This window comes from Streptomyces sp. NPDC006259 (genome assembly GCF_042870975.1).
GTDB lineage: Bacteria > Actinomycetota > Actinomycetes > Streptomycetales > Streptomycetaceae > Streptomyces.
Map to the genome: position 1 here is coordinate 538,819 of NZ_JBIAHY010000002.1, position 17,265 is coordinate 556,083.

The window sequence follows — 17,265 nt, forward strand, 5'->3', positions numbered from 1 at the left end:
GGCGGGTCCGTTCCGGATCCGCTGTGCCGAGGCTTGGAGGTGAAGGACATGGGTCACGGTGGAAACGTCATCGACGAGCTGATGACCGATCATCGTGAGGTCGAGGAGCTGTTCGGCAGGATCGAGGCGCTGCCGTCCGGCCACAAGGACCGCAAGATGTACGCCGACCAGGTCACGATGGAGCTGATCAGGCACGCGGTGGCCGAGGAGGCCTACCTTTACCCGGCGGTGCGCGAGCACGTGGCGGGCGGGGACGCGCTGGCCGACAAGGAGCTGGTGGACCACGCCGAGGCCGAACAGATCATGAAGGACCTGGAGGGCTGCGAGGCGGACGACCCGCAGTTCGACCGGCTCGTCGGCATGCTGATGGGTGAGATCCGCGAGCACGTCGCCGACGAGGAGGGCAACCTCTTCCCGCGGCTGCGCTCGGCCTGCCCCCCGGACGCCCTGGACGACCTGGGCGACAAGGTCCGCATGGCGAAGAAGACGGCGCCGACGCGTCCCCACCCGTCCGCGCCGGACAAGCCGCCCGCCAACAAGATCCTGGCGCCGGGAGCGGGCCTGGTGGACAGGGTGCGTGACGCGCTGAGCGGGCGCGGCAAGCAGGGCTGACACCCCGGGGCCTCGCACACACGGGCCGCAGGACACAGCCGCGGAGCAGGGGGCCGGGTCCGTCGCCGTCGGCGACGGACCCGTCGGCATGCCCCCGGACCCTTGTGAGCAACCGCACTTGGGACGGCAACCACCGTACGGTCGCGCCCGGTTGGGCGTCGGAGGGCACCGCGGCGCGGGTGGGCCGGCGTGCCCCACCCGTCGCGTCTGCCACGATGGTCCGCGCCGTAACCGATCAGGTGGAGTGGCCGCGCAGCGCTGCCGGTGTTCCCCGGTTCCGCCGCCCCGTGACCTCCCCCTCGCACCCTCGGGTACCGCACTGTGTCCTCCCCGCCCCTCTCCGCGCCCACGCCTGCCCCCGGCACGCCCTCCCGGAACGCCGCGCGCTCGCCGTGGCGGTCCCTGAGGCACCCCAGCATGCGCTGGTGGTCCGTCGCCAACTTCGTGTCCAACGCCGGCACCTGGATGCAGCTCACCGTCCAGAACCTGCTCGTCCTGCAGATCACCGGGTCCGCCGCGGCCACCGGCCTGTCCATGTCCGTGCAGGCCGCGCCCGCGCTCTTCATGAGCCTCCTGGGCGGCGCCGCCGTCGACCGCTGGCCGCGCAAGGTGACGGCCGCCGTCAGCCAGGCACTGCTGGGCACGGTCGCCTTCACCACGGCCGTGCTCGTCGCCCTGGACCTGCTCTCCATGACCTCCCTGATGGTGCTGGCCGCCGTGACCGGCACGATCGCCACCGTCGACGGCCCCGCCTGCGCCCTGCTCGGCAACGACCTCGTGCCCGTGGAGGACGTGCCCTCCGCCATCGGGGTCGGCGCGCTCGTCCACAACGCGGGCCGGCTCGTGGGCGCGGCGCTGGCCGGGGTCACGGTGGGCTTCCTCGGCACGGCCGCCGCCTACGCGGCCAACGGGCTGTCGTTCCTCTTCGTCACCGCCGTCATCCCCTTCCTGCGCCCGGCGGCCGGCGCCGCGGTCCGCGCCGCCGGCCCCCGGACCGGGAAACGCGACGACATGACCATCCGGGAGGGACTGGCCTTCTTCGCCCGCCGGCCCCGCCTGGTGGCCCTCGCCGGGGTCACCGGCCTCAGCGCGGTCTTCGGCCGGAACTACGGGCTCACCCTCGCCGTGCTCGTCACCGGCCCGCTGGCCGGAGGGCCGGGCGCCTTCGGCACCGTCTCCACCGTCCTCGCCGTCGGCGGCATCCTGGGAGCCGTCGTCGGCGCCCGCCTGCGCCGGCCCTCGGTCCGGATCGTGGGCACCCTGGCGGCGACGGGCGCGCTGCTCCAGGTGGTGGCCGGGCTGTCGCCCTCGCTGGCCGTCCTGCTGGTGCTCGTGCTCCCGATGGCCGTCGTCGAATCCGTCTCCGACACGGCCGGCACCGCGGTACTCCAGACCGACCCGCCCCCTCACCTGCGCGGACGCGTACTGGGTGTGTGGAGTAGCATCGGCACCGTGTGGGGCCTCGGCGGCCCGCCGGCCCTGGGCCTGCTGATGGAACTCGCGGGACCGCGCGGCGCCCTGGTGACCGGCGGCCTCGTCATCGTGGTCGGCATCACCGCCGGCCACGCCCTGCGCACCCGCCGCACCCCGCGACCCGTACCGATCCCGACGCGGCCGGGGGAGGAGATCCCCGGCCGCGAGGCACTGGGGACGGCCGCCTGAGGGGACGCCTCGGCGGGCTCCGGCCGGGTGTCGACCGGGTGCGACCGCCGCGCCGCCGTCGTCGTCGGGCGATCAGTGCCTGCTGGGGCCCCAGCAGGTCGGGGTGGCGGAGGCCAACTGCGGCTTCGCGGTCGCGGGCGTCGGGGACGGCGGCCTGAGGGGACTTCCCGCGCGGGCTGGCCGGGTGTGACCGCCGCCGTCACCGCCGTCGTCAGGTGAAGTGGGCCGGGTGCGACCGCCGCACCGCCGTCGCCGTCGTCGTCAGGCGATCAGTGCCTGTCCGGGGCTGGAGCAGGGGTGGCGGAGCCGGGCCGCCGCTCGGCGGTCGCGGGCGTCGGGGACGGCCGCGTGACGGGACTTACCGGGCGGGCCGGCCGGGTGTCGACCGGGTGCGACCGCCGCCGTCACCGCCGTTGTCAGGCGAAGCCGGCCGGGTGCGACCGCCGCACTGCCGTCGTCGTCAGGCGATCAGTGCCTGTCCGGGCCCGAGCAGGTTCGTCAGCTGGGTGCCGTGCAGGTCGGACACGGGGGCCAGCAGGTCGGGGTGGCGGAGGAGGGCCGCCGCTTCGCGGTCGCGGGCGTCGGGGGCGAGCAGGCGGCGGAACTCCATCGGCACACCGGTCGTGTGATCGCCGCCGTCCAGGCCGGCCACCGCCAGCGCGGCCAGCTCCGGGTCGGTGAGCAGGCAGGCCGCCCAGCTCGCCACCACCTCGTCCACCCAGCTGCGCCAGGCATCCGGACCGTCGGCACCCGTACCGTCCGGGCCTCCGCCGTCCGCCTCCGTACCGCTGATCCAGTCCAGCCTGGCCGAGCCGCCCGGCCCCGCCAGGCCGACCAGCGCCGCGTCCATCACGGTCGGGTAGCGCAGCCACGCCGCGACGGTCACCGCCTGGCGGGCCTGCACCTCGCACAGGGCGGACGCGAACGCGCCACCGCAGGCGGGGTAGGCCCGCGTCAGCCAACGGGAGGTCGCCGCTATGAGTGGGGAGAGATCTGCGCGCACTGATGGCCGTCCGAGGTGCGTACGAGGGAAGGGACCGAAACCGTAGCCCGCGCCCCCCTCGCGAGGACATGGCCGAGCCCTCGGGGACGACGTGGTTTCGGCCACACGCGGCGCCCGTCGTCGTGGTCCGGTGGCGCGTCGAACGGCGGGGTGAGCGGGGAACGGCCCGGTCCGGGCCGAATCCGGCGCGGCGGGCTGTCAGTGGTGGGCGGAGCGGTTGATCTCGACGATCTCGTCCAGGGTGGGCGCGGAGGTGAGGGCGGCGAAGCGCTCCATCAGCCGGTCACGCGTGCGCGGGGCCTCGGTCCGGTCAGCGGCGGCCAGGGCGGACTCCAGTTCCTTCAGGTTCAGCTCGGTGCAGTAGGCGGGGGTGCCCGGCTGCTGGCGCCAGGAGTCGGCGAGCACGCCGGCGTCGAAGGGATCGAATCCGGTGTCGTCCACGAGGCGCATGGCGATGCGTCGTGCGTCTTCGGAGTCGCCCGCGACCGGGATGGCGAGGCGGCCCGGGGTCCCCGCCGGAACTCCCCTGGTCAGCTGGGTTTCGGCCAGGGCGGCGTTCCACGCCTTGACCACGGGGCGCCCCAGCCGCTCGGTGATCCACAGGCTCTCCACCTGTCCGTCGGCCACCGCCTCGATGTGCCCGTTGAGCTGCGGGTAGTAGTTGGAGGTGTCGACGACCACCGTCTCCCCGGCCACGGAGGCGAGCGGTCCGGCCAGTTCCGGTACGCGGTGGAAGGGGACGGACAGGATGATCACGTCCCGTTCCCGGACGCCGACGGCGGTGGTCACCGCGCGGGCGCCGAACTCCAGCACGTCCTCCGGGACGAACTCGGGGCCCCGGGCACCCGCCACCTGGATGTCGTGACCGGCCGCGCCGAGCCTGCGGGCCAGATTCCCACCGATCGCTCCGGTGCCGATAACAGTGATTTTCATGATGTGTCCCTTCGGAGGCCGCGCCGGCCTGAGGGCGGCGCGAGGTGATGAGTGTGCGGGATCGGTGCGGGCGGACATGGCGGTCGCGGTCGTTGCCGGAGACCCGGCGCCACGGCATCGGTGTACCGAGGAGCGCTACGCCTCGTCGTCCCGCTCGCGGTAGCCGCTCTCGATCAGTGCGCGGAGGCGGCCGAGCGACTCGGCGTCGGTGGCGCCGGTGCCGCTGATCCAGGCGACGGAGATCGCCGCGAGGAACAGGTCGTATCCCGTCACCGACGGGCGCACGTGCCCCGTCAGCTGCGCGGCCCGCACGTACCGGTCGGTGGTGGTGATGAGGATGTCGCAGGGAAGCGTGAGCGGGTTGCCGGGGTCCTGCGCCCTGGCCGCGGCCATGAGCGGCTCCGGCAGGCCGCTGAAGGAGCTGAAGTACTCCTCCATCGCCCGCAGCCACTGCTCCAGCGCCTCGGAGGCGTCGCCGAGCCGCTCGATGTCCGCCCGGCGGGCCACCAGCTCCTCGGAACGCGTCTGGAGCACGGCCGCCAGCAGCGCCTCCCGCGTCGGGAAGTGCCGGTACAGCGTGCCGGGCCCGACACCCGCCTCCTTGGCGACCGCCTCCAGGGAGGTGCCCACGCCGTACTTGAGGAAGTGGCGCTGCGCCGCTTCCAGGAGGGCCGCACGGTTGCGCTGGACGTCCGCACGGAGCCGACGGCCCTGCTGCTCCTCGGCGCTCACGCGTTCTCCCGCCTCGTCTGCGGCCGATGAAACGGAGGGGTCCTCCGAATCAACTCGAGGATAAAGCGGAGGATGCCTCCGGTCAAACCAACCTCGCGCCATGGCCATGGCCATCGCCTTCACTGACTCAGGACGTGGTCGGGCCGCCCGGCGCGACACCGAGCGCTTCGGCCGACAGGGTGCGCCAGTACGAGTACGAGTACGAGTGCGCGGGGGCCTCCGGTCCGGCGGCGCCTCGCCGGCAAGGTGTTCGCAAGCAAGGCGTCGGGGGTCAAGGCGCCGGGGGCGGGCAAGGCGTTCGCGGGCAAGGGGTTCGCCGGCTCCGTCCTCTCCGGCTCCCCGCTCGCCGCACCCGCCCGTGGCGCCTCCGCGACGGCCGCATCCGCGATCGCCCCCCTCGCCATCGAGAAGATCCGGCCTCCCAGCCGTATGTGGGGGCACGAGGGGCCGTCCGCCCCCGGCCGCGCCGTCGATCCAAGGGACTCGCCTCATGAACGCAACCGCCGCCATCGGTGTCACCGGTCTCGGTGTGATGGGCCGCAACCTCGCGCGGAACTTCGCCCGCAATGGCTACACCGTCGCCGTCCACAACCGCACCGCGGGCCGCACCCGTGCGCTCGTCGAGGAGTTCGGACACGAGGGCGCGTTCGTCCCGGCGGAGTCGGCGCGCGCGTTCGTCGCCGCGCTCGAACGCCCCCGCCGTCTGATGATCATGGTGCAGGCGGGCGCGGTGACCGACGCCGTCATAGACGAGTTCGCCCCGCTCCTCGAGCCCGGCGACATGATCATCGACGGTGGCAACGCTCACTTCGCCGACACCCGCCGTCGCGAGGAGGCCCTGCGCGCGCGGGGTCTGCACTTCGTCGGCACCGGCGTGTCGGGCGGCGAGGAGGGCGCCCTCGACGGGCCGTCGATCATGGTCGGCGGCTCCACCGAGGCGTACGACGTGCTCGGCCCGATGTTCGAGGCGATCAGCGCGCGGGTCGGCGGCGAGCCCTGTGCCGCACACGTCGGCACCGACGGCGCCGGGCACTTCGTCAAGATGGTCCACAACGGCATCGAGTACGCCGACATGCAGCTCATCGCCGAGGCGTACGACCTGCTGCGCCAGGTCGCCGGGTACACCCCGGCGGAGATCTCGGACATCTTCCGCGCCTGGAACCAGGGGCGTCTCGGCTCCTACCTGATCGAGATCACCGCCGAGGTCCTCGCCCACACCGACGAGGCCACCGGGCTGCCGTTCGTGGACATCGTGACCGACGCGGCCGGGCAGAAGGGCACCGGCCGCTGGACCGTGCAGACCGCCCTGGACCTGGGCTCACCGGTCACCACCATCGCCCAGGCCACGTTCGCCCGAGCCGCCTCCGGCCAGGCCGACCTGCGCGACGCGTACTCCGGACTGCCCGGCGGCACCACGCCCGCGATCAGCCGCACGGAGGCCGCCCGCTTCGCCTCCCAGGTGGAGCACGCCCTGTACGCCTCGAAGGTCATCGCCTACGACCAGGGCTGGAAGATGATCCAGGACGCGGCGGGCGAGTACGGCTGGAAGATCGACCTGGGCTCGGTCGCCCGCATCTGGCGCGGTGGCTGCATCATCCGCGCCTCCTTCCTGGACCGCATCCGCACCGCGTACGCCGCCGACCCCGAACTGGTCAGCCTGCTGGGGGAGATGGAGTTCGCGATGGAGATCACCGACGCCCAGGTGCCCTGGCGGGAGACGGTGGCCTCCGCGGCCCGCCGCGGCATTCCGGTCCCCGCGTTCTCCGCGGCCCTCGCCCACTACGACACCCTGCGCGCCGGCCGGCTGCCCGCCGCCCTGCTCCAGGGCCAGCGCGACTACTTCGGCGCGCACACCTACGGCCGTACCGACCGTCCCGGCGCCTTCCACACCCAGTGGGCCCAGCCGGGCCGCCCGGAGACGCCCTCGGAGTGAGGCCACGAGCCCGACCCACCTGTCCGGCCCGACCTGTCCGGCCCGACCAGTCGGCCCGACCGACCAGTTGCGGCCAGGCGGACCGGGCCGGACTGGTCGGTCGGGCGACGGGAGAGGCGGACGGGTCAGGCGCTCGGTGCCGGGAACGTCGGGTACTCGACGCCCGACACGTGCTGGACGACGCGGACGACCTGGCAGGAGTAGCCGAACTCGTTGTCGTACCAGAGGTAGAGGATCGCGTTGTCGCCCTCCACCTTGAGAGCCCCGGCGTCGACGATGGAGGCGTGGCGCGAGCCGATGAAGTCGCTGGAGACCGCGTCGGGGGCGCTGATGAAGTCGATCTGGCGCTTGAGCGGCGAGGTCAGCGACACACCCCGCAGGTAGTCGAGCACCTCCTCGCGGCCGGCCTCGCGGGCCAGCTGGAGGTTGAGGATCGCGATCGACACGTCCGGCACCGGCACCCGGATGGAACTGCCGGTGATCCGCGCGTCGAGGTCGGGCAGAGCCTTGGCCACCGCGGAGGCCGCGCCCGTCTCGGTGATGACCATGTTGAGCGGCGCGGAGCGGCCCCGGCGGTCGGACTTGTGGTAGTTGTCCAGCAGGTTCTGGTCGTTGGTGAACGAGTGGACGGTCTCCACGTGGCCGCGCAGTACGCCGTACTCGTCCGCCATCGCCTTCAGCGGCGGGACGATCGCGTTGGTGGTGCAGGACGCGCAGGACAGGATCCGCTCGTCCGGCTTGATCGTGTCGTGGTTGACGCCGTGCACGATGTTGGGGACGTCGCCCTTGCCGGGCGCGGTCAGCACGACCTTGTCGACGCCGGGACGCAGGTGCTTCGACAGTCCTTCGCGGTCACGCCACTTGCCGGTGTTGTCGATGAGGATCGCGTCGGTGATGCCGTACGCCGTGTAGTCGACCTCGCTCGGGTCGTCGGCGTAGATCACCTTGATCTCGTTGCCGTTGGCGACGATCGTGCTGTTGTCCTCGTCGACGGTGATCGTGCCCTGGAACTGACCGTGCACCGAGTCGCGGCGCAGCAGTGACGCCCGCTTGACGAGGTCCTGCTCGCCGCCCCCGCGCACCACGACGGCGCGCAGCCGCAGGCCGTTGCCGGACCCGGACTTCTCGATGAGCAGGCGGGCGACGAGACGGCCGATGCGGCCGAAGCCGTACAGCACGACGTCGCGCGGCGCGCCGCGCTCGATCCGGTGGGCGCCGGTGGCGCCGGCGACGGCCTCGGCGGTGAACTCCGGCACCGACAGGCCGTGGTCGTCCGCCCGGTACTGCTCGGCGAGCAGGCCGATGTCGATCTGGGACGGGCCGAGGTCGAGGGCGGTGAGGGCCTGGAGGAACGGCAGGGTCTCGGTGACCGAGAGTTCCTCACCGGCGATCTGCCGGGCGAAGCGGTGGGTCTTGAGGATGCTCACCACCGACTTGTTCACCAGGGAGCGGCTGTGCAGCAGGACGGTGACGTCCCGCTCCCGGTGGAGCTTCCCGATCATCGGGATCATCGACTCCGCGATCTCCTCGCGGTTCTTCCAGTTGGTGAACGAGTCGTCGTTGACAGTCACAGGATTCTCTTTCGAGCTAGGTGGCGCTCATATGCTAACCGCCACCTGTCCCGGTCGTTCAAGGACCCCCTCGGTCAGGTGTGCGGGGCTCGGGTGGTGTCCGGAGCCCCGTTCCCCGGCGGGCGGCCGACGGACCCTCGGGCCGTCTCGGCCGCGGCCCCGGCACCCGGCCGGCGTGGGATGCCGAGGGCGCACACCGCGCCCAGCATGACCACCGCGACGCCGACCCACACCGCGGGGCGCAGGCCGTCGACGAACTCCTGCGGCCCCCGCATGCCGCCGTGCGCCACGAACACCGTGCTCAGGACGGCGATACCGAGCGCGCCGCCGATCTCGCGGACCGTGGTGTTCGCCCCGGACGCCTTGCCCGCGTGCTCCTTGGCGACCGAGCCGAGGACCACCGCGGCCGTGGGCGCGAACACGAGGCCCATGCCGGTACCGGCCACGATCATCGGGGCGACCATGGCGGAGTACGCGGTGTCGGTGCCGACGACGAGGTTGTTCCAGCCCAGCCCCACGCCCTGGAGGAACAGCCCGAGCGCCATCAGCCGCCCGCCGCCCACCCGGTCGGTGAGCAGTCCGGCCACCGGGGCGACGAACATCGGCATCAACGTCCAGGGCAGGGTGCGCACACCGGCCTCCAGCGGAGTGCGGGGCGGTGCGATCTGGAGGTACTGGGCCAGCAGGAACAGCGAGCCGAAGACACCGAAGTACATCGTCGCGGAGACGAGGTTGGTGAGGGTGAAGGCCCGCACCCGGTAGAAGGACAGCGGCAGCATCGGCTGCGGGACGCGCGCCTCCCAGGCCACGAAGAGGGCCAGCAGCACCAGGCCCGCCGCGAACGCGCCCAGCACCGTGACCGAGGTCCAGCCGTCCGGCTCGCCGTGCACGATCGCCCACACCACGGCGCACAGACCGGCCGCCGCGAGGGCCATGCCGACCAGGTCGAGGCGGGCGCCGGGCAGCGAACTCTCGCGCAGCGCGAACAGCACCAGCGGTATCGCGATCAGACAGACCGGCACGTTGATCCAGAACATCCACCGCCAGTCCAGGCCCTCGACCACCGCACCGCCCACCACCGGGCCCATCGCCACGGCGAGGCCGCTCACGCCGGACCACACCCCCAGCGCCATGCCGCGCAGCCGCTCCGGCACGGCCTGGGACAGCAGGGTCAGCGACAGCGGCATCACGGCCGCCGCGCCGAGGCCCTGCACCGCGCGGAAGGCGATCAGCTGAGCGCTGGTGTCGGCCAGGCCGCAGCCCATGGAGGCCAGCGTGAACAGGGCGACGCCCACGACGAACACCCGTCGCCGGCCGAACCGGTCACCGAGCGCGGCCCCCGTCATGAGCAGGCAGGCGAAGCTGAGGACGTAGGCGTTGACGAACCACTGGAGTTCCTGTGGGTTCGCCCGCAGGTCGACGGCCAGGGTGTGCAGGGCCGTGGACACGACGAGGTTGTCGAGCGCGACCATGAACATGGGCACGCTGCAGGCGACGACGGCGAGCCACAGCGGCACGCGCCGCCGCTCGTCGTCCGGGGCGGCGACGGCGGGCCCGTCGAGCGCCGGGTGGTGGGAGACGGTCATGACGGGCTCTCTCCTCGGCGAGGGGCGGGGCGGGGTCTCAGGCACCGGTGCGGTCCTGCTCGGCGAGCCGGCGGCGGGCGTCCGCCCAGTCCAGGGGCAGCGCGTCGGCCCGGACCTGCCAGAACGTGAACGTCGAGCCCTTCATCGTGGAGCGCAGCCCGGTCATGATCGACCGGTGCGGTTCCGTCCGCGCGTACCGGTACAGCGCCTCCTCGTCCTCCCAGGCCGACAGGGTCCAGAAGGTGCGCCTGAGGGGCTGGGCGATGAGCGAGGCGCCGTACGCGCCCGGTGCGCGGGTGACCTGTCGCCACGCGCTGAGGGACTTCAGGAAGAACCGCGGTACGTCTTTCGGGGAGCGGACCTCGAAGCGGGAGGCCATGACGTGGACCTCCGCGTCCGGGGCGGGCTCGCCGAGCGTGGTCCAGGGCAGGGTGGGCATGGCTGCGGCCTTCTGTGAGAGAGGCAGGGCGGGGCTGAAGGACCCGTGGCGGATTGATTGGATACCTTCACTATCCATGTTAGACAGTAGAGGTATCCAATTTCTAGAGCGGAGCCGTCCCGATGCGCATTTCCGAGCTGAGCCGCCGCAGCGGTGTCTCCGTGACGACGATCAAGTACTACCTCCGTGAGGGCCTCCTCGCGCCCGGCCGGCAGACCTCGGCGACCCAGGCCGACTACGACGACGAGCATCTGCGCCGACTGCGCCTGATCCGTGCGCTGACCGGTGTACGAGGACTGTCCGTCACCACCACCCGTGAGGTGCTGGACGCGCTGGCGGCCCACAGCGGCGACACGCATCTGCTGCTGGGCCTCACCCTCGGCTCCGTGTCCCTGTCCGGCGAGTCCGCCGAACAGGATCCGGCGGCCGGTGACGTGGAGGCGCTCGTCGAGGAGCTGGGGTGGCACGTGCACGAGTCGGCGCCCGCGCGCGCCGTCCTCGCCGAGGCCCTGACCTCCCTGCGGTCGGTCGGCATTCCCATGGACCGGCAGACCCTGTTGCCCTATGCCCGTCTCGCGGAACGGATCGCCGTCCTCGACCTCGACGGACTCGACGGCCTCACCGACCCGTTGGAGGCGGCCGAACGCGCCCTGCTGGTGACCGTCCTCCTGGAGCCCGCGCTGATGGCCCTGCGCCGCATGGCGCAGGAGAACGAGTCGGCCCGGCGCCACGCTCGGTAGGAGCGTCGTCTCGCGGGGCGGGGCAGGGCAGGGCGGGGCGTGCGGAGGTGGGCGGCGGGCCGCGCGGGTCGGGGCGAGGGCCGTGGCGGACCGTGGCCGGCGCGGGGCGCAGGGCTTGGCCGAAAACCCGATTGCCCGTCGTCGGAACGGGGTACGCGAGGCCGGACCCGCCAACCACCGCTATCTGGGAGCTTCCATGGAGACACCCGCCCACGACACCACCGCCGCCACGAGGGCGCTGGACGCGCTGGCCAGGGACACCGGGGACACGGCCGCGCTGGACACCCTCGCGCACTGCGACGTCCTGGTGCCCGTGCCCGAGGACGCGACCGACGAGGACGTGACCAACCCCAGCATGCTGGCGCTGCCCGTCCTGGAGCAGCCGGGAACGACGCCGATCGTCCCGGTGTTCACCTCGGAACCCGAGATGGTGGACCTGCTTCCGGGGGTCGCCCGCTACCGCCTCGTCCCCCTCGGCGCACTCGCCCACCAGTGGCCGGAGGGCGACCTGTCCCTCTCCATCGACGCCGCCGGCGAGCACCCGCTGACCCTCACCTCGGAGGGGGTGCGCACGCTGCTGGCCCGGTAGTCACCGGGTGCGGCACCCGGCCCGGCGCGACGAGCCGGCCGGTCATCCGGATCGGACGGCTCAGCCGGCCAGCATCCGGGCCAGTACCGCGCGCTGGAGCGGCAGGACCTCGCCGTGCAGCTCGCGGCCCTTCGGGGTGAGGGCGACGTACACCCCGCGCCGGTCCTCCGCGCAGACGGAACGCTCCACCAGGCCGTCCTTCTCCAGCCGCCCTATGAGGCGCGACAGCGCGCTCTGGCTGAGGTGGACGCGTCCGACGAGATTCTGCACCCGGCACTGGTCGCCCGGCCGGGGTGCCTCGGTGGCGAGGATGTCGAGTACCTCGAAGTCGCTCGCCCCGAGACCGTGCGGATGCAGTGCGCGGTCGATCTCGCACGTCGTGCGCGCGTGCACCGAGAGGATGTCCCGCCACCGGCCCTCGAGGTCCGTTCCGGCCGTGTTCGCTGCCATACCTGCACGGTAACACCGAATTCCCTCTTTGTTTACCGTGCAACTAGTGCGGGCGCAACGAGTTTCGGGGCGCACCCGAGCCCGGTCGCCGCCACCCTCTCGGGCTACGGCGCATCGGCGGGCCGGGGGCGCGGCACGGGATTCAGGAGGCAGCGGGGTCCTGCGTGAGCCCCACGAGGTTTCCGTCGGCGTCCTTCACGAAGGCGATCAGCTTGCCGCCGCCGACGTCCTGGACGTCCTGGAGCACGTCGGCCCCCGCCTCCACCAGGGCCGCCAGCCGGACCCGGATGTCACTGACGTGCCAGTACGGCACCGGGCCGGTCATGCCCCTGGCGTGCCCGTTCGGGTCGAGCCCGACGTCCTGCCCGGCCGCCTTGAAGCCGACGTAGTAGCTCTCGTCCGCGTACGGCTCGACCTCGAGCAGTGCCCGGAACACGGCCTTCGCCCGGTCGAGGTCCTTGACGGGATAGATGATGGTCTGCAGGCCGGCGGTCATGACGCGCTCCTCGCTGGGGTGGGGACCGACGGTTGCCGTCGGTGCCTCCACGCTAGGCGGGCGCCGGCCGGGGCGCTTCTCCGATCCTGACCGTTCGGCGACCGTACGCCGGAACGCCGGGCCGGGGTCCCTGCCCGCGGGACCTCGCCGGCCGTCGGCCCCGGCCCACCGTCACGTCGACTCGCGTTCCACCAGTTCCGTCGGCAGGATCACCGCGGCCGGGTCCTCGCCGCCGATCTGGGCCAGGAGGACCCGCACCATCTCGCTGCTGATCCGGTCCCAGGGCTGGCGGATCGTGGTGAGCGCGGGGCTGGCGGAGGTCGCCGCGGGGGAGTCGTCGAAGCCGCCGACCGCGACGTCCTCCGGTACCCGGCGGCCCGCCTGCCGCAGGGCCGCCAGCACGCCCTGCGCCATCAGGTCGGACGCGACGAACACCGCGTCCAGGTCGGAGACCCGCGCCAGCAGCCGCTCGGCGCCCGCCTCACCGCTGGCCCGGCTGTAGTCGCCGGAGACGACGAGCCGCTCGTCGGCCTCGATGCCCGCCTCGGCGAGCACCTCCTTGTAGCCGGCGAGCCGCTCCACGCCGCCGGGGGTGTCCAGCGGACCGGTGACCACGCCGATCCGGCGGCGGCCCCGGGCGAGCAGGTGGCGCACCATGTCCCGGGCGCCGTCCCGGTCGTCGGCGGCCACGTAGCTCACCTTGGACCCGATGCCGATCGGCTTGCCGCAGGCGACGAGCGGCACGCCCGCCTCGCGCAGCTCGGTGGCGATCGGGTCCCCCGAGTGGCTGGACACCAGCAGCACCCCGTCGACGTGCCCGGCGGTGATGTACCGCGTGATGCGCCGCCGTTCGTCCTCGGTCCCGGCCAGCATCAGCAGGAGCGGGACGTCGTGCGCGGCCAGCGCCTGGGTGCAGCCCCGCAGCAGGACGTTGAAGTTGGGGTCCTCGAAGAACCGCTCCTGAGGCTCCGTCAGCAGGAAGCCGACGGAGTCGGAGCGGCCGGTGATCAGGGAGCGGGCGTGCCGGTTCACGACGTAACCCGTCCTGCGGATGGCGGCGTTGACCGCCTCCTGGGCCGACGGGCTGACGTAGTGGCCGCCGTTGAGCACGCGCGAGACGGTCCCTCGTGAGACTCCCGCCTCGCGCGCCACATCGTGGATCGTCGGCGGCTTGCGCCTGCCCCCCGCGTTGCTCATGGTCATGACTTTACGGCCCCGGACAGCAGGTCCAGGCTCCAGAACCGCTGAATGACCAGGAACAGCGCCACCAGCGGGATCACCGCGAGGAACGCGCCGGTGATCACCAGCGTGTACAGCGCCGGAGTGTTGGCGCCCTGCTCCAGCAGCGTGAACAGACCGAGCGTGATCGGGAACTTCTCGTCGTCGCTGAGCATGATGTACGGCAGCAGGAAGTTGTTCCACACGGCGACGAACTGGAAGAGGAACACCGTCACCAGACCGGGGATCATCATCGGCAGCGCGATCCGGGTGAAGATCCGCCACTCGCCGGCCCCGTCCATCCGGCCGGCCTCCACCACGTCACCCGGCACGGCCGCGGCCGCGTAGATGCGCGAGAGGTAGACGCCGTAGGGGGAGAGGACCTGCGGCAGCAGCACGGACCAGTAGGAGTCCGTGAGATCGGCCTTGGCCAGCAGCAGGTACTGCGGGATGGCCAGGATGATCGGCGGCATCAGCACGCCCGCCAGCAGGACGTTGAACATCGTCTCGCGACCGCGGAAGCGGTACGTCGCCAGCGCGTACCCGCTGAACGCGGACACGCACGTCGACAGCAGGGCGCCGACACCGGCGTACAGGGCGGAGTTGCCCATCCACTTCCAGTAGACGCCGTCGCGGTAGGCGTTGAGGTCCTTGACGTTGTCGGTGAAGCCGCTGCCCGGCAGGAACGTGAACGTGGAGAACAGTTCGCTGCCCGACTTGGTGGAGGCGATCACCACCCACGCCACCGGCAGCAGGCAGTACAGCGCGCCCAGCAGCAGCGTGACCGTCGGGACCAGGGCGATGCGGCGGCGCAGCGGCGGACGGCTCCGGTCGGCACCGGTCGCGCCGGCCGCCGACGGGGCCTTGTGGACGGCGAGAGAACTCACTGGGCTGCTCCCTGCTTGTGACGACGGTTCGCGGCCCGCAGGAAGCCGAAGGACAGCAGCAGCGTGGCGATGGCGATGATCACGGCCTGGGCGGCCGCCGAGTAGATGTCACCGGTGCCGAACGCGTCCCGGTACACCTTCATCAGCGGACTCCACGTCGTGGACACGGAGTTGGTGAGCGGTTTGAGGGTCGTCGGCTCGTTGAACACCTGGAGCGTGGCGATGATCGAGAAGAAGAACGTCAGCACCAGCGAGGGCGCCACCATCGGGATCTTGATCCTCAGCGCGATCTGCAGCGGGGTGGCGCCGTCCAGCTTGGCCGCCTCGTACACCTCGACCGGGATGGCCTGGAGCGAGGTGTAGATGACGATCATGTTGAAGCCGGTGCCGCCCCACACCGCGATGTTCGACAGGGCGAGGTAGAGCGGGCCGCCGTCCAGCAGGTCCGGCTGGGGCAGGCCCAGCCGGTCGAGCACGAAGTAGAACGGGCTGACGTCCGGCAGGTACAGGAAGCCCCACAGCAGCGCCGCCACGACGCCGGGGATGGCGTACGGCAGGAAGATCGCCAGGCGGGTGAACGGGGCCAGCCGCACCTTGTCGGAGTCGAGCATCAGCGCGAACACCAGGGCGAGGCCCAGCATGACCGGCACGACGATGCAGCCGTAGCCGAGGACGCGCAGGGCGCCGTCCAGCAACTCACTGTCGGTGAAGGCGTCGGTGTAGTTCTCCAGGCCGGCCCAGACCTCCTTGCGGGCGCCGGAGCCCAGGCCGAGCCCGGACACCTTCACCTTGTGGAAGCTCAGCCAGAACGCGTAGCCGATGGGCAGCGCGAAGAACAGGGCGAAGAGGACCGTGGCGGGGAGGAGGAAGAAGTACGGGGCGCTCCGCACCCGTCTGAGGGGAGTGGCGTGAGACGGGAGGGCGGACGGGGCCCCCTCGGCCCCGTACGACTTCCGGCGTGCGCTTGTCACTCGGAGACCTCGAAGCCCTGCTTCTTCAGGTCGGCGACCGTGTCCGCCTGCATCTTGTCCAGGGCGGCGGAGAAGTCCGACCTGTTCTTCGCGGCGGCGCCGAAGGCGTCCTTGAAGGTCGTGTAGGCGACGTTCACGTTCGGGCCCCAGGCGGAGGGCGCCGTGGTCTTCGCGATCTTGGCGGCGGTGGTGTAGAAGTCCGCCTGGTTCGCGAAGTACTCCGGCGGGTTGATGAAGGCGCCGCTGAGCTGGGCGGAGCTGGAGGCCGGGTAGATGCCGCTCTCCTTGGCCAGCGCGTTGAGCGCGTCGCCGTCGGTGTTCAGCCAGGCGGCGAACTTGGCGGCGGCGTCCTTGTTCCCGGAGTCCGTCGTGACGGCGGTGGAGGAACCGCCCCAGCTGCCGGTGACGTCGTCGGTCTGCGACCACTGGGGGAGCGGGGCCATGGCCCACTTGCCCTTGGTGTCCGGGGCGGCGGTGGTCAGGGTGCCCGGCGCCCACACGGCGCTGACCCAGGCGATCTGCTTGCCGGTGTTGAGCGCCTTGTTCCAGGAGGGGGTGTACATCGGCTGGTTGTCGATGGCGCCCTCCTTGACGAGGCCACCCCAGAAGTCGGCGACCTTCCTGGTGGCCGCGTCGGCGATGCCGACCTGCCACTTGTCGCCGGAGGTGGTCCACCACTTGGCGCCGGCCTGCTGGGCGAGGCCCGCGAAGAGACCGGAGTCGTTGGCCGAGAACGTGGTCAGGTCCGTCTCGGGGGACTTCTTCTTCAGCGCGCGGGCGGTCTCCGCGAACTGCTCCCAGGTGGTCGGGACGGTCAGGCCGTACTTCTTGAACAGGTCCTCGCGGTAGTAGAACATCATCGGGCCGATGTCCTGCGGCACCGCGTAGACCGCGTCCGTGCCCAGCGTCGTCTGCTGCCAGACACCGTCGGCGAACTTCGCCTTGGCGTCGCCCACGTTCTTCGCTATGTCCGCCAGCGCGTCATTGCTGACGAGCGTCGGCAGCGCCTGGTACTCGGCCTGCACCAGGTCGGGGGCCTTGCCCGCCTTGTGCGCGGTGAGGATCTTGGTGACCAGCGTGTCGCCGGACGCCTGCTTCTTCACCGTGACCGTGATCCGGTCCTTCTTGCCCGGCCCCTTGTTCCACAGGTCCACGACCTTGTCCATGCCGGGCGTCCAGGTCCAGTACGTGAGCGAGACCGGTCCCGACTGGGCCTCGCTGTCGTCGTCGGACGAGCCGCATGCGGCGAGCGCCGTGGCGCCGAGCGTGACGGCGACGGCGGAGGCCGCGACCTTGAAGAGCCGCCGACGCTGGATGTTGGGCATGGATTTCTCCCCTGACCTGGGTTCCCGCCTGTTGCGGGAACCTGCCATGCATCACATGAACCGGTGTCCTCGCCCGTCGCGAGGGCCTGCCATGCTTCTGTGAGCGTTCACAGTAGAG

General features: G+C 71.9%; 17 protein-coding genes. 5 read left to right on the top strand and 12 right to left on the bottom strand.

All coding sequences use genetic code 11. The annotated features are described in order from the left end of the window. Positions 1-48 precede the first annotated feature (48 nt). Together ACFYO5_RS08380 and ACFYO5_RS08385 are read left to right on the top strand one after the other, a co-directional pair. Positions 49-612, top strand: coding sequence for a hemerythrin domain-containing protein (locus tag ACFYO5_RS08380; RefSeq protein ID WP_388705703.1), 564 nt, complete (start codon positions 49-51; stop codon positions 610-612). Positions 613-1,029: 417 nt separating this feature from the next. Then, positions 1,030-2,274, top strand: a complete 1,245-nt coding sequence (locus tag ACFYO5_RS08385; RefSeq protein WP_388705706.1) for an MFS transporter — start codon at positions 1,030-1,032, stop codon at positions 2,272-2,274. Positions 2,275-2,734: 460 nt separating this feature from the next. Here the strand turns inward: ACFYO5_RS08385 and ACFYO5_RS08390 are convergent, their stop codons facing one another. The 3 genes from ACFYO5_RS08390 to ACFYO5_RS08400 all read right to left on the bottom strand — a co-directional run bounded on the left by ACFYO5_RS08390 (position 2,735) and on the right by ACFYO5_RS08400 (position 4,942). Next, positions 2,735-3,277, bottom strand: coding sequence for a hypothetical protein (locus tag ACFYO5_RS08390; protein WP_388705709.1), 543 nt, complete (start codon positions 3,275-3,277; stop codon positions 2,735-2,737). Positions 3,278-3,475: 198 nt separating this feature from the next. Further along, positions 3,476-4,210: an NADPH-dependent F420 reductase gene (locus ACFYO5_RS08395; RefSeq protein WP_388705711.1), complete on the bottom strand. Its 735-nt coding sequence runs from the start codon at positions 4,208-4,210 to the stop codon at positions 3,476-3,478. 135 nt (positions 4,211-4,345) lie between these two features. Next, positions 4,346-4,942 (bottom strand): TetR/AcrR family transcriptional regulator, encoded by a 597-nt coding sequence (locus ACFYO5_RS08400; protein ID WP_388705714.1) that lies wholly within the window; start codon positions 4,940-4,942, stop codon positions 4,346-4,348. Between the two features lie 490 nt (positions 4,943-5,432). Between ACFYO5_RS08400 and gndA the strand changes: the two genes are divergently transcribed. Then, positions 5,433-6,875: an NADP-dependent phosphogluconate dehydrogenase gene (gene gndA, locus ACFYO5_RS08405; RefSeq protein ID WP_388705716.1), complete on the top strand. Its 1,443-nt coding sequence runs from the start codon at positions 5,433-5,435 to the stop codon at positions 6,873-6,875. A 125-nt stretch (positions 6,876-7,000) separates the two neighbouring features. On the opposite strand, the gene ACFYO5_RS08410 is transcribed toward gndA, so the two are convergent. The 3 genes from ACFYO5_RS08410 to ACFYO5_RS08420 form a co-directional block, all read right to left on the bottom strand. After that, on the bottom strand, positions 7,001-8,446 hold the full coding sequence (locus ACFYO5_RS08410) for a glyceraldehyde-3-phosphate dehydrogenase (protein WP_356563968.1): 1,446 nt from the start codon (positions 8,444-8,446) through the stop codon (positions 7,001-7,003). Positions 8,447-8,520: 74 nt separating this feature from the next. Then, on the bottom strand, positions 8,521-9,924 hold the full coding sequence (locus ACFYO5_RS08415) for an MFS transporter (protein ID WP_388707144.1): 1,404 nt from the start codon (positions 9,922-9,924) through the stop codon (positions 8,521-8,523). 145 nt (positions 9,925-10,069) lie between these two features. Further along, on the bottom strand, positions 10,070-10,471 hold the full coding sequence (locus ACFYO5_RS08420; protein ID WP_388705719.1) for a DUF3291 domain-containing protein: 402 nt from the start codon (positions 10,469-10,471) through the stop codon (positions 10,070-10,072). A 122-nt stretch (positions 10,472-10,593) separates the two neighbouring features. On the opposite strand from ACFYO5_RS08420, the gene ACFYO5_RS08425 reads away from it, so the two are divergent. Then, complete coding sequence (locus ACFYO5_RS08425) at positions 10,594-11,211, top strand: MerR family transcriptional regulator (RefSeq protein WP_388705722.1); 618 nt, start codon at positions 10,594-10,596, stop codon at positions 11,209-11,211. Between the two features lie 196 nt (positions 11,212-11,407). Next, on the top strand, positions 11,408-11,800 hold the full coding sequence (locus tag ACFYO5_RS08430; protein ID WP_356563976.1) for an SseB family protein: 393 nt from the start codon (positions 11,408-11,410) through the stop codon (positions 11,798-11,800). Between the two features lie 60 nt (positions 11,801-11,860). On the opposite strand, the gene ACFYO5_RS08435 is transcribed toward ACFYO5_RS08430, so the two are convergent. From ACFYO5_RS08435 to ACFYO5_RS08460, 6 genes are all read right to left on the bottom strand, one after another. After that, positions 11,861-12,250, bottom strand: a complete 390-nt coding sequence (locus tag ACFYO5_RS08435) for a MarR family winged helix-turn-helix transcriptional regulator (protein ID WP_388705725.1) — start codon at positions 12,248-12,250, stop codon at positions 11,861-11,863. A 142-nt stretch (positions 12,251-12,392) separates the two neighbouring features. Further along, entirely contained in the window at positions 12,393-12,746 is a 354-nt protein-coding gene (locus ACFYO5_RS08440; protein WP_356563980.1) for a VOC family protein, read from the bottom strand. Between the two features lie 171 nt (positions 12,747-12,917). After that, positions 12,918-13,949, bottom strand: a complete 1,032-nt coding sequence (locus ACFYO5_RS08445) for a LacI family DNA-binding transcriptional regulator (RefSeq protein WP_356563982.1) — start codon at positions 13,947-13,949, stop codon at positions 12,918-12,920. Next, positions 13,946-14,851: a carbohydrate ABC transporter permease gene (locus ACFYO5_RS08450; RefSeq protein ID WP_388705729.1), complete on the bottom strand. Its 906-nt coding sequence runs from the start codon at positions 14,849-14,851 to the stop codon at positions 13,946-13,948. Before ACFYO5_RS08450 ends, ACFYO5_RS08445 begins: the two co-directional genes overlap by 4 nt. Beyond that, on the bottom strand, positions 14,848-15,822 hold the full coding sequence (locus ACFYO5_RS08455) for a carbohydrate ABC transporter permease (RefSeq protein WP_388705732.1): 975 nt from the start codon (positions 15,820-15,822) through the stop codon (positions 14,848-14,850). Before ACFYO5_RS08455 ends, ACFYO5_RS08450 begins: the two co-directional genes overlap by 4 nt. Beyond that, positions 15,819-17,147 (bottom strand): ABC transporter substrate-binding protein, encoded by a 1,329-nt coding sequence (locus tag ACFYO5_RS08460; protein ID WP_388705735.1) that lies wholly within the window; start codon positions 17,145-17,147, stop codon positions 15,819-15,821. The genes ACFYO5_RS08455 and ACFYO5_RS08460 overlap by 4 nt, the downstream gene beginning before the upstream one ends. Positions 17,148-17,265 lie beyond the last annotated feature (118 nt).